The sequence below is a fragment of the Pseudomonas sp. GW823-FHT06E10 genome, assembly GCF_058794995.1.
On record NZ_JBXAHJ010000007.1, the window covers coordinates 141,622 to 162,946 of the forward strand.

The 21,325-nt window shown below is 61.7% G+C and carries 18 protein-coding genes; 9 read left to right on the forward strand and 9 right to left on the reverse strand.

Annotated elements, in window-relative coordinates; genetic code table 11:
* Positions 1–41 precede the first annotated feature (41 nt).
* Entirely contained in the window at positions 42–371 is a 330-nt protein-coding gene (locus AC1Q6Y_RS13775) for a DUF1820 family protein (RefSeq protein ID WP_008052403.1), read from the forward strand.
* Positions 372–501: 130 nt separating this feature from the next.
* On the opposite strand, the gene AC1Q6Y_RS13780 is transcribed toward AC1Q6Y_RS13775, so the two are convergent.
* The 4 genes from AC1Q6Y_RS13780 to AC1Q6Y_RS13795 all read right to left on the reverse strand — a co-directional run bounded on the left by AC1Q6Y_RS13780 (position 502) and on the right by AC1Q6Y_RS13795 (position 4,027).
* Positions 502–1,056, reverse strand: a complete 555-nt coding sequence (locus AC1Q6Y_RS13780; protein ID WP_057713169.1) for a tetratricopeptide repeat protein — start codon at positions 1,054–1,056, stop codon at positions 502–504.
* Positions 1,057–1,280: 224 nt separating this feature from the next.
* Positions 1,281–2,564 carry a glutamate-1-semialdehyde 2,1-aminomutase gene (gene hemL, locus AC1Q6Y_RS13785; RefSeq protein WP_046041700.1) on the reverse strand — a complete coding sequence of 428 codons (1,284 nt, stop codon included), beginning with the start codon at positions 2,562–2,564 and terminating at the stop codon, positions 1,281–1,283.
* Between the two features lie 10 nt (positions 2,565–2,574).
* Positions 2,575–3,198: a thiamine phosphate synthase gene (gene thiE / locus AC1Q6Y_RS13790; RefSeq protein WP_223500205.1), complete on the reverse strand. Its 624-nt coding sequence runs from the start codon at positions 3,196–3,198 to the stop codon at positions 2,575–2,577.
* 31 nt (positions 3,199–3,229) lie between these two features.
* Complete coding sequence (locus AC1Q6Y_RS13795; protein ID WP_057713171.1) at positions 3,230–4,027, reverse strand: hydroxymethylpyrimidine/phosphomethylpyrimidine kinase; 798 nt, start codon at positions 4,025–4,027, stop codon at positions 3,230–3,232.
* Positions 4,028–4,422: 395 nt separating this feature from the next.
* Between AC1Q6Y_RS13795 and AC1Q6Y_RS13800 the strand changes: the two genes are divergently transcribed.
* From AC1Q6Y_RS13800 to AC1Q6Y_RS13815, 4 genes are all read left to right on the forward strand, one after another.
* The gene (locus AC1Q6Y_RS13800) at positions 4,423–6,807 is read left to right on the forward strand and encodes a 7TM diverse intracellular signaling domain-containing protein (protein WP_492624691.1); all 2,385 of its coding nucleotides are present in this window, start codon (positions 4,423–4,425) and stop codon (positions 6,805–6,807) included.
* A gap of 74 nt (positions 6,808–6,881) precedes the next feature.
* A complete protein-coding gene (locus tag AC1Q6Y_RS13805; protein ID WP_492624692.1) occupies positions 6,882–8,531 on the forward strand; it encodes an acyl-CoA dehydrogenase family protein in 1,650 nt (549 codons plus the stop codon).
* A 164-nt stretch (positions 8,532–8,695) separates the two neighbouring features.
* On the forward strand, positions 8,696–10,195 hold the full coding sequence (amn, locus tag AC1Q6Y_RS13810; protein ID WP_191622263.1) for an AMP nucleosidase: 1,500 nt from the start codon (positions 8,696–8,698) through the stop codon (positions 10,193–10,195).
* A gap of 72 nt (positions 10,196–10,267) precedes the next feature.
* Positions 10,268–10,903 (forward strand): pseudouridine synthase, encoded by a 636-nt coding sequence (locus AC1Q6Y_RS13815; protein WP_102670798.1) that lies wholly within the window; start codon positions 10,268–10,270, stop codon positions 10,901–10,903.
* Here the strand turns inward: AC1Q6Y_RS13815 and AC1Q6Y_RS13820 are convergent.
* The gene (locus AC1Q6Y_RS13820; RefSeq protein WP_008022976.1) at positions 10,898–11,107 is read right to left on the reverse strand and encodes a DUF2788 domain-containing protein; all 210 of its coding nucleotides are present in this window, start codon (positions 11,105–11,107) and stop codon (positions 10,898–10,900) included. The genes AC1Q6Y_RS13815 and AC1Q6Y_RS13820 overlap by 6 nt on opposite strands.
* Positions 11,108–11,320: 213 nt before the next feature.
* Entirely contained in the window at positions 11,321–11,800 is a 480-nt protein-coding gene (locus AC1Q6Y_RS13825) for an Lrp/AsnC family transcriptional regulator (RefSeq protein WP_007937367.1), read from the reverse strand.
* A 437-nt stretch (positions 11,801–12,237) separates the two neighbouring features.
* On the opposite strand from AC1Q6Y_RS13825, the gene AC1Q6Y_RS13830 reads away from it, so the two are divergent.
* Positions 12,238–13,281 carry a DUF6515 family protein gene (locus AC1Q6Y_RS13830; RefSeq protein ID WP_492624693.1) on the forward strand — a complete coding sequence of 348 codons (1,044 nt, stop codon included), beginning with the start codon at positions 12,238–12,240 and terminating at the stop codon, positions 13,279–13,281.
* Here the strand turns inward: AC1Q6Y_RS13830 and AC1Q6Y_RS13835 are convergent.
* Both AC1Q6Y_RS13835 and AC1Q6Y_RS13840 read right to left on the reverse strand, forming a co-directional pair.
* Positions 13,275–14,171 carry a cation diffusion facilitator family transporter gene (locus tag AC1Q6Y_RS13835; RefSeq protein WP_492624694.1) on the reverse strand — a complete coding sequence of 299 codons (897 nt, stop codon included), beginning with the start codon at positions 14,169–14,171 and terminating at the stop codon, positions 13,275–13,277. The two genes, AC1Q6Y_RS13830 and AC1Q6Y_RS13835, sit on opposite strands and share 7 nt — an antisense overlap.
* 42 nt (positions 14,172–14,213) lie before the next feature.
* Positions 14,214–14,633 carry a hypothetical protein gene (locus AC1Q6Y_RS13840; RefSeq protein WP_057713177.1) on the reverse strand — a complete coding sequence of 140 codons (420 nt, stop codon included), beginning with the start codon at positions 14,631–14,633 and terminating at the stop codon, positions 14,214–14,216.
* 109 nt (positions 14,634–14,742) lie between these two features.
* Here AC1Q6Y_RS13840 and hrpB point away from each other — a divergent pair, with 109 nt between their 5' ends.
* Entirely contained in the window at positions 14,743–17,259 is a 2,517-nt protein-coding gene (hrpB, locus tag AC1Q6Y_RS13845; RefSeq protein WP_492624695.1) for an ATP-dependent helicase HrpB, read from the forward strand.
* 24 nt (positions 17,260–17,283) lie between these two features.
* On the opposite strand, the gene AC1Q6Y_RS13850 is transcribed toward hrpB, so the two are convergent.
* Positions 17,284–18,204 carry a LysR family transcriptional regulator gene (locus tag AC1Q6Y_RS13850; RefSeq protein WP_057713179.1) on the reverse strand — a complete coding sequence of 307 codons (921 nt, stop codon included), beginning with the start codon at positions 18,202–18,204 and terminating at the stop codon, positions 17,284–17,286.
* A gap of 227 nt (positions 18,205–18,431) precedes the next feature.
* Here AC1Q6Y_RS13850 and AC1Q6Y_RS13855 point away from each other — a divergent pair, with 227 nt between their 5' ends.
* Complete coding sequence (locus tag AC1Q6Y_RS13855; RefSeq protein ID WP_492624696.1) at positions 18,432–19,922, forward strand: aldehyde dehydrogenase; 1,491 nt, start codon at positions 18,432–18,434, stop codon at positions 19,920–19,922.
* A gap of 21 nt (positions 19,923–19,943) precedes the next feature.
* Positions 19,944–21,314 (forward strand): aspartate aminotransferase family protein, encoded by a 1,371-nt coding sequence (locus AC1Q6Y_RS13860; protein ID WP_492624697.1) that lies wholly within the window; start codon positions 19,944–19,946, stop codon positions 21,312–21,314.
* The last annotated feature ends 11 nt before the right edge of the window (positions 21,315–21,325 follow it).

Here is a 21,325-nt window from a genome sequence, read left to right on the forward strand (position 1 = left end):
TTCGCGCCCTCATTTTTATCCCCCGATGTGTTTCGCCCACCATGACCAAACGTGAAGCTCCAATCTACAAGGTGATTTTCCTCAACCAGGGCCAGGTGTTCGAAATGTACGCCAAGCAGATCTATCAAAGTGATCTGTGGGGCTTTCTGGAAGTGGAAGAGTTCGTCTTTGGCGAGCGCACGCAAGTGGTCGTCGATCCGAGCGAAGAAAAGCTCAAGGCTCAGTTCGAAGGCGTAGTGCGCAGTTTTGTGCCGATGCATTCGATCGTGCGTATCGATGAAGTCGAGCGAATGGGAACACCGAAAATCAGCGAAGCCCGTGGCGCGGTCGGCAATGTCATGCCGTTTCCGATGCCGATGCCCGAGAAGTAGGGCTCAAGACCGGGTCGCCCCCAATCGCGAGCAAGCTCGCTCCCACAGTTGGCCGAGTTCTCACATGGGAATGCAGTCGGATGTGGGAGCGAGCTTGCTCGCGATTGGGGCAGTCAGAACAACACGGAAGTCAGGGCAGTGGCGCGAACGGCGTACGCCCATCGGCGCTCTGCAATTCCATCAGGTATTTACGGAAAATTTGCCCGAGCACCTGGGTAGCAAGCTCCAGTTCTTCGCGGGGCATCTTTTCGGTGACTTCGTCGGCGGTGTCCAGGGCCTCTTCGGCGCCGTTGACCGCCGCCATTTTCAGCAGGATGTACGCCTGAACGTTATTGGCCGGCACGCCTTCGCCGTGGAAGAACATGGTGCCGAGTTTGAATTGTGCCTGGGCGTGGCCTTGCAGCGAGGCTTTTTCGAAATAGCTCAGGGCTTGATTGAGGTCGCGCGGCGTGTTTTTGCCTTCGTAGTAGAACTCACCCAACTCGTATTGCGCTTGCGCATCCCCTTCTTCCGACGCTTTCTGGCAGGCGGCGAGCGCCTGTTCCAGGTCTTGCGGCTGGGTATTGAGGGTGCAGCGACCCATCGCTGGGATTAACAACGAGTTGCCGCCTGCTTGTGCGTGCGCGAGCAGGGGCTGAAGAAGCAACAGGCAGCCCAGTGCAAGGGTGCGGCCGGTGCGGTTCATGGGAATCGACTTACCTCTGAAGGGCGCGCGGACCCATCGAGGGATCCAATAAGCGCGCATTATGAAATAAGCAGGGCCAACCTTACAAAGTCTTTACTCGTTTTTCTGCTGCACGGGAAATTTATCGCCCACTTTGCGGGGGATTATTAGCAGATGAGTAGGAAAAATCGTGGGAGCGTAGGCGAAAGCTGACGCTGGCAAGGGCCAGCGTCAGCATTTGAACGTTACTTCAAGGCCGCGAAGGCGCGCTCGGCGGCGTCCAGGGTCAGCTTCAGTTCAGCTTCGCCGTGGGCGATCGAAGTGAAACCGGCTTCGAATGCGCTCGGTGCCAGATACACGCCACCTTCGAGCATCAGGTGGAAGAAGCGGCCGAACAGGGCTGCGTCGCTGGCCATGACGTCATCGAAGGTGACGATGTTGTCGGCACCGCTGAAGTACAGGCCGAACATGCCGCCGGCCTGGGTGGTCACGAACGGAATGCCGGCCGCATCGGCGCGCTGTTGCAGGCCGTCGAGCAGGCGAGTGGTGTAGTCGGTCAGCTCGGCGTGGAAGCCCGGGCGGCTGATCAGACGCAGGGTGGTCAGGCCGGCGGCCATCGCCAGCGGGTTACCGGACAGCGTACCGGCCTGGTACACCGGGCCCAGCGGGGCGATGCGCTGCATGATTTCGCGCTTGCCGCCGAAGCAGCCAACCGGCATGCCGCCACCGATGATCTTGCCGAAGGTGGTCAGGTCCGGCGTCACGCCGTAGTACGCCTGGGCACCGCCGAGGGCGACACGGAAACCGGTCATCACTTCGTCGAAAATCAGCACCACGCCGTGCTTGTCGCACAGGGTCCGCAGGCCTTCGAGGAAACCCGGTGCCGGCGGCACGCAGTTCATGTTGCCGGCAACTGGCTCGACGATGATGCAGGCCACGTCCTGGCCGACTTCGGCGAGCATGGTTTCTACCGCGTCGATGTCGTTGAACGGCAGGGTCAGGGTGTGTTTGGCGAATGCCGCCGGTACACCGGCCGAGCTCGGTACGCCTTGGGTCAGTGCACCGGAACCGGCCTTGACCAGCAGGCTGTCGGAGTGGCCGTGGTAGCAGCCTTCGAACTTGATGATGCTGTCGCGGCCGGTGAAGCCACGGGCCAGGCGAATGGCGCTCATGGTCGCTTCGGTGCCGGAGCTGACCATGCGCACCATTTCCATCGACGGCACGAGGGAGCAGACCAGGTCGGCCATCTGCGTTTCCATCTCGGTCGGGGCGCCGTAGGACAGGCCGTGCTCAAGCTGTTTGCGCACGGCGTCCAGCACGTCCGGGTGGCTGTGGCCGAGAATCATCGGGCCCCAGGAACCGACGTAATCCACATAGCGCTTGTCGTCTTCGTCGGTGACGTAGGCGCCTTCGGCGTGCTTGAAGAACAGTGGCGTGCCGCCGACGCTCTTGAACGCGCGAACCGGCGAGTTCACGCCACCGGGAATGTGTTTCTGGGCATTGGCAAACAGCGTTTCGGAACGAGACATGATCGGGCTCTCAGACTTTTAGTAATTCATTGAATGCGCGGGCGCGGCGGGTTACTTCAGCCGTGCTCTCGGCGCCAAACAGGCCATGCACCACGGCCAGCAGGTCGACACCATGGGCCACCAGCGGCGCGGCGTTTTCCAGGGTGATGCCGCCGATCGCGCAGATCGGCAGGTGCAGTTTGCTGCGTGCCTGGTCGAGCAGATCGAGACTGCAGGTCGGGGCGCCGGGTTTGGTGTTGGAATTGAAGAAGCGGCCGAACGCGACGTAGCTGGCGCCTTCTTTGACGGCCTGTTCGGCGAGGTCGAGTTGCGCATGGCAGGTCGAACCGATGATTGCATCGCGACCCAGCAGGGCGCGGGTCGGAGACAATGGACCATCAGTTTGACCCAAGTGCACGCCGACATTCAGGCGTGCGGCCAACTCAGCGTCATCATTGATGATCAACCGGGTGTTGTAGCGTTCGCATAAATCACGCAAGGCTTCGGCTTCGCGCAGACGACGGGCTTCGTCATTGCTCTTGTCGCGGTATTGCAGCAAGGTGACGCCGCCTTCCAGCGCCGCCTCCACGTACTTGAGCAGCTTACCTTCCAGCAAATGGCTGTCGGTAATGGCGTACAGGCCACGTAGTTTCATCGGACAAGCCTCACCGCATTACAAATAGAAGTTACGAACAGAAATCCAGTGGCAAACGGCGCGGCACGAACTGGCCTTTGCCCAACTGCTCGGCATCTCGCAGGGTGCGCCACGTGTAGTTAAGCGCGGTCTGCACGGCACTGGCGAGGTTTTCGCCCTGGGCCAGACGACCGGCCAGCGCACTGGCCAGGGTGCAGCCGGAACCGTGATAACTGCCCGGCAAGCGCTGGCAGGTAAAGGTTTCGCGCAGGCCGTCGCGGCTGTACAGGCGATTGTGGATTTCGGTTTCGTCGCCATGGCCGCCGGTGATCAGCAGGTGTTTGACGAACGGCAGGAGTTTTTCTGCGCACTCGTCCGCGGTGCCTTCGGGCAGTTCGGCGAGGATGCGGGCTTCGGGAAGGTTGGGGGTCGCAATGATCGAAAGGGGCAGTAGGCGTTCGCGCATGGCGTAGCCGACTTCGTCCTTGCCCAGGCGTCCGCCGCCACCAGCGCGCAGCACCGGGTCGCAGACCACCGGCAAGTGCGGGTGCGCCGAAAGCAGTTCGACCACGGTGTCGACCATTTCCAGGGAACCGAGCATGCCCAGTTTGACGGCGGCGACTTCGGAGTCGTTGAGCACGGCATTGGCCTGGGCCAGTACCCACTCACGGTCCAGGACGCGGAAGTCAGTGACATTGACGGTGTCTTGCACGGTCAGGGCGGTGACGGCCGGAGCCGCATGGCAACCCTGTGCGAGCAGGGCTTCGATATCTGCCTGCAAGCCGGCGCCACCACTTGGGTCGTGGCCGGAGAGACAGAGGACAACGGGGCGAGAGCTGTAGATATTCATGGTGCGCGAGCTTACCACCAAACCTGTTTTTCGGGTGTTGTGGCAGTGTGTTTGGTCGATACATTGTGGCGAGGGGGCTTGCCCCCGTTGGGTAGTGAAGCGGCCCCAGTGACCCGTCAGGTTCATCGAGTCGGCTGGTTTTACGACTGCTTCGCAGCCGAACGGGGGCAAGCCCCCTCGCCACATTGATATTCCTGTCATTGATAATCGTTCGTTGGTGTTGCTGGAACGCCCGTTCTAGAGCCTTTGTAGGGAAAATTTCTGTGGTTCTCATTGGCCATCAACGGCTATGCTAGAGTGGATCCAAACCAATAACAGGTAATACCGGTTTTACGTCTGCTCAAAAGGAATGGGGGGCTTCCTGACAGAACCGGACAGGCCACGCTGGGGCTTCAATGCGCTATTTGCTGATGTTGCTGTTGTGTTTGCCCCTCCTGGCAAACGCCGTCGAGTTCGATGAGTTCACTCAAAGCCTCCCCTTGGGCCGAACCCTGCAGGTCTATGAGGACGCAGGTGGTCAGGCGACCATCGCGGATATCCGTGCGCAAGCGGCGGCCGGCAACTTCAAACCGCACCACAAAGATACGCTTAACGCCGGGTACTCGCGTTCGGTGTTCTGGCTGAAAATCGACCTGCATTACCGTCCAGCCAATCCGGCGGCGCAAAGGACCTGGCTGCTGGAACTGGCCTATCCGCCCCTCGATCATCTCGATCTCTATTTGCCCGATGCGGCCGGCAACTATCAGTTGGTCAGGCAGACCGGCGATGCCTTGCCCTTCGCCAGCCGCGAGATTCGTCAGAACAACTATCTGTTCGACCTGACGTTCAAGCCGGACCAGGCCGAAACCGTATTCATGCGCTTGCAAAGCGAAGGCTCGATCCAGGCGCCGGTAACCTTGTGGTCGAGCACCGCCTACCTCGAAGAGCAGCCCGTGCGCCTCTACGTACTGGGGCTGATCTACGGCGTACTGCTGGGGATGCTGGTCTACAACCTGTTCATCTACCTCAGCGTGCGCGACACCAGTTACCTCTACTACATCTTTTATATCGCCTCGTTCGGCTTGTATCAGCTGTCGGTAAACGGTGCGGCTGTGCAGTATTTCTGGCCGGACAATCCGTGGTGGGCTAACGCTGCGACGCCGTTTTTCATCGGCTGTGCGGGGCTGTTCGGCAGTCAGTTCGCCCGCAGTTTCCTGCAGATGGCTACCCACAGTCGCTGGCTTGACCGCTTGTTGCTGGCGCTGGTTGCCTTCAGTGCGCTGGTGATCGGCCTGTCATTGATGACCAGCTATGCCCTGGCCTTGCGCCTGGCCACGGCCCTGGCGCTGACATTCACCGTGGTGATTTTTGCCGCCGGGATCTTTGCCTGGCTGCGGGGTCTGCGGGTGGCGCGGTATTTCATCATTGCCTGGTCGGCGTTTTTACTCGGTGGCATCGTCAATACGCTGATGGTGCTTGGATACCTGCCGAACGTGTTCCTGACCATGTATTCCAGTCAGATCGGCTCGGCCATCGAAGTGGCGTTGCTGTCCCTGGCGCTGGCCGACCGCATCAACGCGATGCGCGAGCAGCAGGCTCAAACCCTGTTCGACGCCAGCCAGAAGCTTGAAGTCCTCAACCAGCAACTGGCTCACAGTAACAAGCTCAAGGACGAGTTCCTTGCCACCCTGACCCACGAATTGCGCACGCCCATGAATGGTGTGATCGGTTCACTGGAGCTGATGCAGACGGTCGAGATGGACCCGGAACTCGAGTACTACCAGCAGACGGCTTCGGGGTCGGCGCGGGACATGATGCGCATGGTCAACGGCATCCTCACCCTCACCGAACTGCAGGCCGGCAAACTCAAGGCCTCGGCCGACACCTTCAGCTTGCGTGGCGTGGTCGAGGCACTGCGCACGCAGTTCGAGGGCAACGCATCGAGCAAGTCGCTGGACTTCAAGGTCGATGTCGCGCCAGGTGTGCCGGATCGCTTGCTCGGCGACAACGTCAAGATCGCGCAGTGCCTGGAATGCCTGCTGGATAACGCCATCAAGTTCACAAAGGTCGGCGGTCTGGCGCTGCGGGTGACCGGCAGGACCATCGAGCCCGACCGGCTGGCGTTGACCTTTGCGGTGATCGACACGGGCATTGGTTTCACCGATCTAGGGGAGGCCACGATGTATCAACGGTTCTTCCAGCTCGATGGCTCGATGACCCGTGAATACGGTGGCCTGGGGGTTGGCCTGGCGATTTGCCGACAGTTGGTCGAATTGCTCGGTGGACGACTGACTCATCGCTCCGAGCCAGGGCGCGGCAGCCGGTTTCAGCTGGATGTGGAAGTCGGGTTGCCGGCGGCCGAACGTCCGGTGACGCCGTTGATGACCCGGGATTTTCCGCGCCTGCGCTTGCCCCAGGATTGTGCCGTGCTGTTGGTGGATGACAACGGCATCAGCCAGTTGGTGATGCGCGGCATGTTGCTCAAGCTGGGCTTTCGCGTACGTACGGCCAACAGCGTCGATGTCGCGCTCGATCTGTTGCAACGCGAAGTGTTTGACGCAGTGCTGGTCGATTGTCAGTTGCCGCTGCCGGACGGTGAGTCGGTGTGCTGCCGGATCCGCGCGTTACCCGGTTATGCCGAGCTGCCGTTGTTCATGATCGCCCTGAGCGGTGACCGAGAACGCTGCCCGACCGGCGCAGTGATTGATCACTTGAGCAAACCGGTGAAATTCGAAGACTTGCAGGCCGCGCTCTACCGCCGTGTGCTCTGCCCGAAACAGGGCGAAAGCGCCGACAGTTAGGCGTATATGACACTTTGATCGGCCGAGGGGCGGTGCTTAACTGAAGTCCCTTGGCCGACCAAAGGAGCCCTGTCATGAACCTGCATCAGTTCGCCGAAACCCACGAAGTCACCAACCAGCCACCGTCACTGGACGGCGCCAACCTGTACCGCATTGACTTGCCGTTGCAGGAATGGTCGCGGCGCTTCGGGGCCGGTTGGGCCGAATCGCGGATCGACGCCTATGGCGCGCTGGCCGGTGGCCCGTTGATGGAAGCCGGGTTCCTGGCCAATCAGAACAAGCCGGTGTTCAACAGCCATGACCGGTTTGGTCATCGCATTGATCTGGTGGAGTTTCATCCGGCCTACCATCAATTAATGCGCACGGCGGTCGAACACGGTCTGACCTCGCTGCCCTGGGCGCACCCGCAGGACGGCGCCCATGTCGCCCGCGCGTCCATGACCTATTTGCACAGCCAGGCCGAGGCCGGCAGTGGATGCCCGCTGACCATGACCTTCGCCAGCGTTCCGGCCATGCGCCTGCAACCGGACCTGGCGAAAAAGTGGCTGCCGAAAATCCTCGCCACCGAATACGACCCGCGCAATGTCGGCATGGTCCACAAGGCTGGAGTCACCATCGGCATGGCCATGACCGAGAAGCAGGGTGGTACCGACGTGCGGGCCAATACCACCAAGGCCTATCCGGTCGGCGCCAGCGGTCCGGGCCAGGCCTATGAACTTGTGGGGCACAAGTGGTTTTGCTCGGCGCCGATGTGCGACGCCTTCCTGACACTGGCGCAGACCGACAAGGGCCTGACCTGTTTCCTGTTGCCGCGCCATCGTCCGGACGAAACGCGCAATCAGTTCTATATCCAGCGCCTGAAGAACAAGCTCGGCAACTGCTCCAACGCTTCCAGCGAAGTGGAGTTCCGTGGAGCATTGGCGTGGATGGTCGGTGAAGAGGGCCGTGGCGTTCCGACGATCATCGAAATGGTCGCCATGACCCGCTTCGATTGCATGGTCGGTTCCAGTTCGCTGATGCGTCAGGCGCTGACCCAGGCCAGCCATCACTGCGCTCACCGATCGGTTGGCGGCAAACTGCTCAGCGAACAGCCGTTGATGCAGAACGTGCTGGCGGATCTGGCACTGGAAAGCGAAGCGGCCCTGGCGTTGAGCCTGCGCATGGGCCGGGCGCTGGATCATCTGGATGATTCGCAGGAAGCCAAATTCGCCCGCCTGGTGACGGCGGTGGGCAAGTACTGGATCTGCAAACGGGCGCCGGCGATGATCAACGAAGCGGCCGAATGCATGGGCGGCGCGGGTTATGTCGAAGACAGCATCCTGCCGCGGCTTTACCGCGAGGCGCCGGTGAATTCGACCTGGGAAGGCTCCGGTAACGTGCAGTGCCTCGACGTGCTGCGTGCCCTGTCGAAAGAACCAGGCGTGCTCGATGCGCTGTTCAGCGAGTTGGGCGATGGCCATGGCGACAAGCGCCTGGCTGCGCACATCCATCAATTGCAGGCGGCCTTCAAGGACACCAGCGACATCCAGTACCGCGCCCGGCAACTGACTGAAGACATTGCCTTGGGACTGCAGGCGAAGCTGTTGCTGGAAGCCGGGAATGCGGTGGTCAGTGATGCTTTCATCGCCAGTCGCCTGGATGGCGGCGGCCGAGTGTATGGCGCGTTACCACGAGGCCTGGACGTGGAAGCGATTGTCGCCCGTTCGACTCCTCAAGGCTTCTGATCAGCGCCGTAAACTCCTGTGGGAGCGAGCTTGCTCGCGATGACGGATCAACATTCAACAGTGATGTTGACTGATGCGCCGTTATCGCGAGCAAGCTCACTCCCACAGTTGTTCTCTGTACTCAGTCAATGCCACTGTTCCCGTGAAGCGACGATGCAGGCAAGATGAAGGTCTGCAAGTCAGAACACAGGATGCTGATCGTGACCGAAGCTTTTATTGTCGTTCAAACCGCCGAGCAAGCCGTGGATCGGCTTGCACTCTTGCACAATCGTGCAACCACCGCGCTGAGCCAGGCGCTCAAGCGCTACCTCAAGGATCGCGTCGAGCCCGATGCAGAACAGCGCTCGATGTTCCGCTATCCCGAATTGCGCCTGACCTATCACTGCCAGGGCGAAGTCCCGCAGACCACCCGTGCCTACGCCAAGGTTCAGCTGCCGGGCACCTACAGCGTCACCGTCACCCATCCCTCGGCTTTCCGTAAGTACCTGCTGGAACAGCTCGTTCCGCTGATGCACGACTTCACCGTGACCGTGGAAGTCGGTGTCAGCCAGCAGAACATCCCGTATCCGTATGTGGTCGAGCAGGGCGATGAGCTGGCGGGTTCCGGTGTCACTGCCCCCGTGCTGGCGCGGGTGTTCCCGAGTACCGACCTGTCGGCGGCGACCGACGGCATTGCCGACGGTCTGTACGATTGGGAAAACACCGATCCGCTGCCCCTGGCGCTGTTCGATGCCGCGCGGGTGGATTTCTCCCTGCGCCGACTGGTGCATTACACCGGCAGCGACTGGCGGCATGTGCAGCCGTGGATTCTGCTGACCAACTATCACCGCTACGTCGATCAGTTCATCGTCCATGGTCTGGAGCAACTGCGCAACGACCCGCGTTTCGTGCGCATGGTGCTGCCGGGCAACGTGATCATCGAAAAGAGCATGGATCACGGCGAAGCCTCGGCGATTGCCGCCGGGGTGGTCTGGCACCGCTACCAGATGCCGGCGTATCACCTGATCGCCAGCGATGGCCACGGCGTGACCCTGGTCAACATCGGTGTCGGCCCGTCCAACGCCAAGAACATCACCGACCACCTGGCCGTGCTGCGCCCGCACTGCTGGCTGATGATCGGTCACTGCGGCGGCCTGCGTCAGTCGCAGACCATTGGCGACTACGTGCTGGCCCACGCCTACATGCGTCGCGACGGAATTCTCGACCGGGTGGTGCCGCCGAACATTCCGATTCCGGCGTTGGCCGAAGTGCAGCTCGCGCTTCAGCAAGCGGCGGCCAACGTCACCGGCGAGAAGGGCGACGAACTCAAGAAACGCCTGCGTACCGGCACCGTGCTGACCTACGACGACCGTAACTGGGAGCTGCGCTGGGCGCAGGAACGGCCGCTGATCAACCTGTCCCGCGCCGTGGCGGTGGACATGGAAAGCGGCACCATTGCCGCGCAGGGTTATCGCTTGCGAGTGCCGTACGGCACGTTGCTGTGCGTCTCGGACAAGCCGCTGCACAGCGAAATCAAGTTGCCGGGTTCGGCCAACGCTTTCTATGAGCGCGCGGTCAGCCAGCACCTGAAGATCGGTATCGAGGCGGTGGATCTGTTGCGCACCGAACTCAACTCGCTGCACTCGCGCAAACTGCGCAGCTTCGACGAGCCGCCGTTCCGCTAACGGTTTGTCATGGTCATTTGGCGGTCAGGGCACTAGCATTAGCAGCCCTGACCGTTAGATGTTGTTTTGCCCATGTCGCGTCCATCTCGTCCACCTTCCCGTCGCCCCGGCGCGAAACCATCCCCATCAGCCCCGCGCCGTGTCGCCAAGGCGCCACCAGCCGAGCCGAAGCTGATCCTGTTCAACAAACCTTTCGATGTGCTGACGCAATTCAGCGACGGCGACGGGCGCGCGACCCTGAAGGATTACATCGATGTACCGGGCATCTATCCGGCCGGGCGGCTGGACCGCGACAGCGAAGGCTTGTTGCTGCTGACCAACGACGGCCAGCTACAGGCGCGGATCGCCGACCCGAAACACAAGCTGGCCAAGACCTATTGGGTGCAGGTCGAGGGCGAGCCGAACACCGAACAGTTGCAGCGCTTGCGCGACGGCGTCGAATTGAATGACGGCATGACCTTGCCCGCCGAGGCACGGCAACTGGACGAGCCTGAGCTGTGGCCGCGCAATCCGCCGGTTCGCTTTCGTAAAAGCGTGCCGACCAGCTGGCTGGAGTTGGTGATTCGCGAAGGGCGCAACCGGCAGGTGCGGCGCATGACCGCTGCGGTCGGGTTGCCGACCTTGCGCCTGGTGCGAGTCAGGATCGGCGACTGGACGATCGAAGGGCTCGATCAGGGGCAGTGGAAAGAAGTACCGGCGCGCTTATAAAGTGCCGGATTCGATCAGGCCGATGACCACACTTTTGATCACGAATGCAGCAACACCAAGGCCGAGCACGAAGAACAGAATGAACGAGCCAAAGCGCCCGGCCTTGGACTTCTTCGCCAGATCCCAGACGATGAAACCCATGAAAATGATCAGGATCGTGACCAGTCCGGTCATCATCCACTCTTCGAATACTGCAGGATCCATCGAACATCTCCAGCACAGGCGAGGCTAAAAGGGCGCGGCGAGTATACGCCGCACTGGCTTCGTGCAGTATTGACCTGCGTCGGTGTGTCGCAGTCATTCGTCGCCTGTGCCGCCCCCATCGCGAGCAAGCTCGCTCCCACAAAGTTTTGTGTTGACCGCAGTATCGTGATCCATACAAAACCTGTGGGAGCGAGCTTGCTCGCGATGGCGTCCTCAGCTGCGCAGATGAGTCAAAGGCAGTTCGGTGCTGTTCAACACCTGATTCAACACAAAACTCGATCGCACGCTGGTCACGCCTTCAATCCGCGTCAGATGCCCAAGCAGCAGTTTCTGGTAGTGATCCATGTCCGGCACCACGACCTTGAGCTGATAGTCGGCATCCATCCCGGTCACCAGGCTGCATTCGAGCACTTGGGGCAGGGTGCGGATGGCCGCTTCGAAATTCTCGAAACGCTCCGGCGTGTGACGGTCCATGCCGATCAGCACGTAAGCGGTCAGGCTCAGGCCGAGCATCTTGCGGTCGAGCAGGGCGACCTGGCGGGAAATGTAACCGTCGTCTTCCAGTTGCTTGACCCGCCGCGAGCACGGCGAAGGCGACAGGCCGATGCGCTCGGCCAGCTCCTGGTTGGAGATGCGTGCGTCGCGCTGCAATTCCGCCAGAATACTCAGGTCGTAACGGTCGAGCTTGCTCATCAATCGGTCCTTTGTCGTAACTATTGCGGAGGATTATGTATCTAGGGTTAAAAATTGCGCAAGTGATGTTTAATTCAGCAATCTTCGCAATCCTCTGCCGGCGCTCCCGGCCTATTCTTATCACCAGAATCACTGCTCGGACAAACAGTCCAGTGCGGCTCGCCGAATCAGGCCCGCCGCGGTCGCCACCCCCACCGGGGATGTGCCGGCCCCCGAGCTACACACTGTCCAGAAGACGGCGTGAGGTGAGCCGACGCCACAAGTGTCGAGCCAGGACGAAGTTCTCTAAGGGGAGGCCGACGGGTCTCCCCTTTTTCTTGCGTGGAATTTGACCCACTGGCCTCAATAAATAAGTTGCGTGACAGATAACCTGTCGCAGAACCGGCCAGCGCTTTCCCAGTCTTAAGTACAGGCCCTTACCCGCAATGAGGTAAAGCATGAAATCGCGCATCTGGCGTTTGGCCGGTGTTGGTTTGTTGTGTGTCAGTGTCTCGGTGCAAACGATGGCCGATGAGCCGCAAAACCGTGGCCATGATGGCGGGCAACGCGGCCAGGGTGGGCATCAGGGCGATAACCAGGGCCGTGGTGGCGGTGACCAGCCGCATCCGCAAAACGGCCAGCAGCAGAATCAGCCCCGGGCGCAGAACAAGGACAACCGCCAGAAAGAGCACGGCGGCCAGAATCAACGTCAGGACAATGACCAGAGGCAGAGCCGTCCAGCGCCGGATTTCAACAGCCAGGTGCGCTCGCCGCCGCCACCGCCGCAGATGCCGGCCACTGACATGCCAATCCAGCCCCGGCCCGACACCGTGCGCCAGACCCAGGAGCCGCAGCGCGGTTACTACAAGGACCAGCCACGTCGCAACGATGACAAACAGCGCTGGAGTGGTTACACAGTCGCACCGTCCTATGACAATCACGGGCAGGGGCGCCCGAGTGGACGCGGCAACGGCTGGGGGCCTGGCCCCAGGTATCGTCCCGGTCAAGTGATCGACCGCTTTCCCGAGCGCGACTACCGCGTGCCTTACCGTGGCATGGATTACTTCTATTCCGGTGGCTACTGGTATCGCCCGCTGGGCCCGCGTTACGTGGTGGTGCAGCCACCGCGCGGGATTCGTGTCAGGTACCTGCCCGATTACGCCGAGCAGGTATGGATCGGCGGGGCGCTGCTGTTCCTGGCGGCCGGTTCCTATTACGCCTATCAGCAAAGCACTCAGGACTACGTCGTGGTCGAACCGCCGGTTGGCCAACCGCAACCACCCGCTGGCAACAGCGGTTATGACGTGGAGGCGTATCCAGCCAACGGTCAGTCGCCGGAGCAGGTCAGTCGGGACGGTTACGAGTGTTATCAATACGCGGTGCAGCAGAGTGGTTTCGATCCACGAACCGCCACCTACCAGCCAGACCCGTCGGTGGTGCAAGCCTACCGACAGGCCCAGGGCAACTGCCTGAGCAGTCGCGGCTATCAGGTGACTTACTGATCCCGCGCGGCTTTCACCACTTCCTGAGGGTCGGCGTGCACCAGCACTTCGGCCCGCGGGTAGGCGGTGTGAATGGCGGCGGCAGCCTGATCGCTGATGCCATGGGCAACGGATAGCGTCAGCTCCCCCGGCAGCTCCAGATGCAACTGCACAAACCACTGGTTGCCGGAGATCCGCGTGCGCAGGTCATGGGCGCCCAATACGCCGGGGACGCTGCACGCCAATTCCAGCATGTGCTGGCTGACATCCGGCGGCAGTTCTTCATCCATCAACACCGCGAAGCTCTCCCGGGCGATCTGCACCGCGCTCCACAGAATGTAGACGGCGATTCCCAGGCCGAACCAGGGGTCGACCTGATGCAGTCCAAACCCGGCCAACACCAGCGCGATCAGAATGCTGCCGTTGAGCAGCATGTCCGAGCGGTAGTGCAGGGAGTCGGCGCGCACCGCGTTGGAGCCGGTGGCCTTGACCACCCGATGTTGAAACATCAACAAAGCCAGGGTCAGCACGAGGGAAAACACAATCACGCCGATACTGATCCACGGTGCGCCCACGGGCTCGGGATGCTTCAACCGATCGTAGGCCTGCAACGCGATCAGTACCGCACTGCCGCCGATGAACAATGCCTGGGCCATGCCCGCCAATGACTCGGCCTTGCCGTGCCCGTAGCGATGATCATTGTCGGCGGGGCGCAGGGCGTAATGCACCGCCAGCAGGTTGAGCAATGACGTGACGCCGTCGAGTGTCGAGTCGGTGAGCCCGGCGAGCATGCTCACCGAGCCGCTCAACCACCAGGCGATGGCTTTGGCGACGATCAGGATGCATGCCACCGCCACCGAGGCACGGGTCGCCAGCCGCAGCAGGCGGGCGTGTTCGGAGCTGGAGGTCATAGGGGCCATCGTTCCTTGAAGAGTCCTTTCGCGCGTAGGGATTTACGCGGCGGGTTGCAGGCCGAACATCGCCAGTTGCTGGGCGTTGCCTTTGCTCTGGATCAGGCGTGGATCGTCCAGCGGGAAGCTGCGACCCAGTTCGCTTTCCAGAATAGTCTGCAACTTGCGGTTATCGACTTTGCCGTCGGCGCCGATGGCTTCCTTGAGTTTTTCCGGTGCAACCTGGGCAGTCTCTCCCGGTGCGTAGTAAATCGCGCCGGTGGCGAAGTCCACGGCAAACGCAATCAGGCCGGGGATGATGTAGAACAGCAGGCCCACGGCGTCGAGCGCGGCGATGGCCGGGTCGATCTTGCCTTCGATCTGGCCACGGCGATCCGGGTAGAAGATCGAACCGCAGGCGGTCACCTGAGTCAGCAAGGTTGCGACCAGAACACCGCCAATCAGGCGAAAGGGAGCACGCATATGAAACCTCCTGGGTAATCTCGAAACGAAACGTCGTCGGTATGAATTAAGACCCTGACGAACGCCTTGCAGTTCGCCGTTATACTCGCCGCTCTGTTTGGGAGCCAGCATGATTTCTTTGCCGATCGATGAAGTTTTACCCGCCTTGCGTGAAGCCCTCGCTACACGCCACGAAGCCGTGCTCGAAGCGCCGCCCGGCGCCGGTAAAACCACCCGCGTGCCTTTGGCCTTGCTCAACGAACCGTGGCTGGCCGGGCAGACCATCCTGATGCTCGAACCCCGTCGGTTGGCCGCGCGCGCAGCGGCTGAACGGCTGGCCAGTGAGCTGGGGGAGAAGGTCGGCGAAACCGTAGGTTATCGCATTCGGCTCGACAGCAAGGTCGGTCCCAACACCCGCATTGAAGTGGTCACCGAAGGCATCCTCACCCGGCGTTTGCAGGACGACCCGGCGCTTGAGGGCGTGGGCCTGCTGATCTTCGACGAATTTCATGAACGCAGTCTCGACGCGGATCTGGCGCTGGCCCTGAGCCTCAATGGCCGGGAACTGTTCCGTGACGATCAGCCGCTGAAAATCCTCTTGATGTCCGCCACGCTCGAAGGCGAACGCTTGGCCGGGTTGCTGGACGACGCGCCGATTCTGCGCAGCGAAGGGCGCATGTTCCCGGTGGCGATGCGCTGGGGCCGACCGTTCCAGTCCGGTGAATTCATCGAGCCGCGCTTGGTACAAACCATTCTTGAAGCCTTGAACGACGAAACCGGCAGTGTGTTGGTGTTCCTGCCGGGGCAGGCGGAAATCCGACGTGTGCATCAGCAACTGGCCGATGCCTTGGGCGAAAACACTCAGGTTCTACTGTGCCCATTGCACGGTGAACTGGACCTCGCCGCGCAACGGGCAGCCATCGATCCGGCACCGGCGGGCAAGCGCAAAGTGGTGCTGGCCACCAACATCGCCGAAACCAGCCTGACCATCAATGGCGTGCGCGTGGTGATCGATGCCGGGCTGGCTAGGGTGCCGCGTTTCGACCCCGGCAGCGGCATGACCCGTCTCGACACCCAGCGCATTTCCAAGGCCAGCGCCACCCAGCGCGCGGGCCGGGCCGGGCGCCTGGAGCCGGGCGTGTGTTATCGCTTGTGGTCCCAGGATCAGCACGAGCAACTGGCGGCCTATGGCAGTGCGGAAATCCTTTCGGCGGACCTCGCCGGGCTGGCCTTGCAACTGGGACGTTGGGGCGTAAAACCCGAACAGTTGGTGTGGCTCGACGTGCCGCCTGCCGCCGCCTATGCACAGGCTCAAGATTTGCTGGAACGCCTCGGAGCGTTGGATGGCGAAACGCTGACCCGTCACGGTCAGGCCATGGCCGAACTGCCGGCGCATCCGCGCATCGCGCATTTGCTGTTGCGCGGCCAGGCGCTGGGACTGGCGGACATGGCCTGCGACGTCGCGGCACTGCTCGGCGAGCGCGATATCTTGCGCGGCGCCGGGGCGGACTTGCACAGCCGACTGGTATTGCTGTCTGGCGAAGAACGCGCCGCACGGGGTGCCCAGGGTGGGGTGCAGCGCGCACGGCAACTGGCGCGGCAGTATCGTGGTTACCTACGGGGCAAAGCAGCGGAGCCGGTCAGCGATCCAGATCACCCGCGCTGGCTCGGCGCATTGCTGGCGCTGGCCTATCCCGACCGGGTCGCTCAGCAACGGCGCGCCGGTGGTGCGGAATATCGCTTGGCCAACGGACGTGCCGCACTGTTCGCCGAGGCCGATAGCCTGATGAAACAGCCGTGGCTGGTGATCGCCGATCTGGGCAGTCGCCAGGGCCAGCGTGAGGAGCGGATTTATCTGGCGACGGACTTCGATCCGGCACTCTTCGATTCAGTGCTGGCCGAGCAGGTTCGCTGCGTCGATCAACTGGATTGGGATGAACGTGAAGGCGTACTGCGGGCCGAGCGTCAGCGCAAGGTTGGTGAACTGATCCTCAGTCGTGAACCGCTGACCGGTCTCGATGAAACCGCCCGCAGCCAGGCGCTGGTCAACCTGGCGCGGCGCAAAGGGCTGGAGTTGTTGCCGTGGACCCCGGAGTTGCGTCAGTGGCAGGCGCGGGTCGCCTTGTTGCGGCAACTGGACTTGGCCAGCAAGGGCGAAAGCGAATGGCCGGATGTCAGCGACGCAGCGTTGCTCAAAAGTCTTGAGCACTGGTTGATGCCTTATCTGGGCAAAGTCTCGCGACTCAGTCACTTCGCAAATCTCGACCTGTCGAGCATCGTCCACAACCTGCTGCCGTGGCCGCTGCCACAACGCTTGGACGAGCTGGCGCCCCATCATTTGAGCGTGCCGTCAGGCTCGTCGATTCGTCTGGATTACAGCGAACAGCCGCCGATTCTCGCGGTGCGCTTGCAGGAGTTGTTCGGCCTGGCCGAGACCCCGCGCATTGCCGGGGGGCGGCAGGTGGTCAAACTGCATCTGTTGTCCCCGGCGCGGCGGCCGGTGCAGGTAACGCAGGACCTGGCCAACTTCTGGCGCAGCACCTACGCCGAAGTGAAGAAGGATTTGAAGGGGCGTTATCCGAAGCATTATTGGCCGGATGATCCGCTGGTGGCCGAAGCAACTGCGCGGATCAAACCCCGTAAATAACGGTTAACACCGGACTCACAGAAATTACTGCGATCTTTCGGATTTGGCGGTGAGTTGTTCGCGGCAGTAGTCCGCAAACAACTGCGCCGGTTTGGTCAGTTGCCCGCGTTTGAGCCACGCCGCCACCAGTCCCGAACCGGTGACGTCTTCGGCAATGTCCACGCACACCACTTTCTGCCCGTCGTAGGTGCACTCCGAATGCGGTTTGGTCACCAGGATCGAGAACCCGAACCCCTGGCCAACCATGCCCCGCACCATCTCGATCGATGGCGAGCTGAAGGCGATGCGTGGCGTCAGGCCCAGCTCATCGAACAGGCTGACGAAGTAGGTCCGACTCGGCTGCACGTCCAGAAGAATCATTGGCTCCAGGCACAGGTCCCGCAGCGACACCTGTGCCTGCTGGGCAAAACGGTGATCGGCTGGCAGCAGTGCGTAAGGTCGTTGCGCCGGCATCAGCGGTTCGGTCTCGATGGTGCCGTCCAGATCGTGCTCGTAAAGGATCGCCAGGTCGAAAGCGCCGGAGGTCAGGCCCTGCACCAGCTCTTGTTGCTCGCCGTCGCGGATGCGGATTTCCACCCCCGGGTACAACGCCGAAAATCCGGCGATCAATTGCGGCAGGTACAGCGGCGCGACGGTTTCGAAGCAGCCGATATCGATCTGCCCGGAGACCACATCGTTGTCGGCCAGGGCGTTCTGCTCGAACTCCTTGGCCATGCGCAGCAGTTCCTGGGCCTTGCGGTAGAAGCGTGCACCACTGGGGGTCAATGACACGCCCTGTGCATGGTGACGAATCAGCAGCTGCACGCCGAAGCTGTCTTCCAGCCCTTTGATGGCCGTGGAGATCGAGGGTTGGGCGATGTACAGCTTGCGCGAGGCCTCGGCCACGCTGCCGCACTCGACGGTGGTGATGAAGTATTTCAGTTGACGCAGATTGTAGGCAGCCACAGCAAACCTCGGGGGGAGAACGGATCAGGCATCCTGGCAATTTGCGCGCGACCCCTATCCGCTCGGGTAGCGATTTGTTGTGGTTGAACAATAACCACATGCTGCGCCAGAAGGGAGATTGGCTACGTAGTTTTTTCTTGGCCTGCGAACACATTTTTACTGGTTTTCCACCGCTTGGGCCTGAGCGACTATCCAATACACAAGAATGTCCTCTGGAGCATCTGAACGTGTTCGAGCTTGAGTATTGGCAACGCAAGGCCGCTTCCCTGCGGTTTCCCGACCAGGCCGTGATCGACGGCCAGCGCCGCCCGGCGCAGTCGGGGCAGACTTTCGCCGCGATCAACCCCGCCACCGGCCAATGCCTGGCCAACGTTGCCGCCTGCGGCGAAGAAGACGTGAACTCGGCGGTACACAATGCGCGGCAGGTTTTCGAGGCAGGCACCTGGGCTGCGCGCTCACCGACCGAACGCAAGCAAGTACTGTTGCGCCTGGCCGATTTGATCCTCGAAAACCGTGAAGAACTGGCGCTGCTCGATTCGCTGAACATGGGCAAGCCCGTCGCCGATGCCTACAACATCGACGTGCCGGGTGCCGCGGGAGTGTTCCGCTGGTACGCCGAAAGCCTCGACAAACTCTACGATCAGGTCGCGCCGAGTGCGCAGAACGTGCTGGCAACCATTACTCGCGAAGCCCTGGGCGTGGTGGCTGCGGTGGTGCCGTGGAATTTCCCTCTGGACATGGCGGCGTGGAAACTCGCCCCAGCCCTGGCCGCCGGTAACTCGGTGATCCTCAAGCCGGCCGAACAGTCGCCGTTTTCTGCCCTGCGCCTGGCTGAGCTGGCGCTGGAAGCCGGTGTACCTGCGGGTGTGCTGAACGTGCTGCCGGGGCTCGGCGAGCAGACCGGCAAGGCCCTCGGCCTGCACCCGGACGTCGATTGCCTGGTGTTCACCGGCTCCACCGAGGTCGGCAAATATTTCATGCAGTACTCGGCGCAATCGAACCTCAAGCAGGTGTGGCTGGAGTGCGGCGGCAAGAGCGCCAACCTGGTGTTTGCCGATTGTCAGGATCTGGACCTGGCGGCCGAGAAAGCCGCGTTCGGTATCTTCTTCAATCAGGGCGAAGTCTGCTCGGCCAACTCGCGGTTGCTGGTGCAGCGCTCGATCCATGACGAGTTTGTCGAGCGCCTCAAAGCCCAGGCTGAACGCTGGTTGCCGGGTGATCCGCTGGACCCGTCGAGCGCCGCCGGGGCCATCGTCGACAGCCGTCAGACCGCACGCATCATGAAGTTCATCCAACAGGCCGAACAGCAAGGCGCGACCAGGATCTGTGGCGGTCGGCAGTCGATCTTCAACGGCTCGGACAACTTCATCCAGCCGACGATTTTCACCGGCGTGACACCGGACATGCCGCTGTTTCGCGATGAAGTGTTCGGCCCGGTGCTGGCGATTACGGCATTCGACGACGAAGCCCACGCCTTGCAACTGGCCAACGACAGCGTCTACGGTCTGGCGGCCTCGCTTTGGACCGACGACCTCAACCGCGCTCACCGTGTGGCGCGACAATTGCGCGCCGGTACGGTGTCGGTCAACAGCGTCGATGCGCTGGACGTGACCGTGCCTTTTGGCGGTGGCAAGCAGTCGGGTTTCGGCCGCGATCTGTCCCTGCATTCATTCGATAAATACACCCAGTTGAAGACCACCTGGTTTCAATTGCGCTGATAACAAAACGGAGAACTGGCGATGACCACACCACGTGATACCCGCGACTACCAGGCCGCCGACGCTGCGCACCACATCCATGCGTTCGTCGATCAGAAAGCCCTCAACGATGAGGGGCCACGGGTGATGGTCCGTGGCGAGCGCCTGCACCTGTGGGACAACGATGGCCGACGTTACCTCGACGGCATGTCCGGGTTGTGGTGCACCAACCTCGGTTACGGGCGCAAGGACCTGGCCGCCGCGGCAAGCCGGCAGCTGGAACAGCTGCCGTACTACAACATGTTTTTCCACACCACCCACCCGCAGGTGATCGAGCTGTCCGAACTGCTGTTCAGCTTGCTGCCGGCTCACTACAGCCACGCGATCTACACCAACTCAGGCTCCGAAGCCAACGAGGTGTTGATCCGCACGGTGCGTCGTTACTGGCAGGTGCTCGGCAAGCCCGAGAAGAAAATCATGATCGGTCGCTGGAACGGTTACCACGGTTCGACCCTGGCCGCGACGGCGCTGGGCGGCATGAAGTTCATGCACGAAATGGGCGGCATGATTCCGGACATCGAGCATATCGACGAGCCGTACTTCTTCGCCCACGAAGGCAACCTGACCCCGGCCGAATTCGGTCTGCGCGCGGCGCAGCAACTGGAAGCGAAGATCCTCGAACTGGGTGCTGACAAGGTCGCAGGCTTTATCGCCGAACCGTTCCAGGGCGCCGGCGGCATGATCTTCCCGCCCGAAAGCTACTGGCCGGAAATCCAGCGCATCTGCCGCAAGTACGATGTGCTGCTGTGCGCCGATGAGGTGATCGGTGGCTTCGGTCGCACCGGCGAATGGTTCGCCCACGAGTACTTCGGGTTCGAGCCGGACACCCTGTCCATCGCCAAGGGCCTGACCTCGGGCTACATCCCCATGGGCGGCTTGATCCTGTCGAAGAAAATGGCCTCGGTGCTGGTGGAGCAGGGCGGTGTGTTTGCCCACGGCCTGACCTATTCCGGGCACCCGGTGGCGGCGGCTGTGGCGATTGCCAACCTCAAGGCCCTGCGCGATGAAGGCGTGGTGACGCGGGTCAAGGACGACATCGGCCCGTACCTGCAACAGTGCCTGCGCGAAGTGTTCGGCAAGCACCCGCTGGTGGGTGACATCCAGGGCACCGGCATGGTTGCGGCGTTGCAACTGGCCGAAGACAAATCCACTCGCAAGCGTTTTGCCAACGAGAACGACATTGCGTGGCGCTGCCGCACGATTGGTTTTGAAGAGGGCGTGATCATTCGCTCGACCTTGGGCCGGATGATCATGGCGCCGGCGTTGATTGCCAGCCGTGAGGAGATCGATGAGCTGATCGCCAAGACCTTGAAAGCGGTGGATCGTACGGCGCAGGAGTACGGCTGGCTCTGACATTTGTAGCG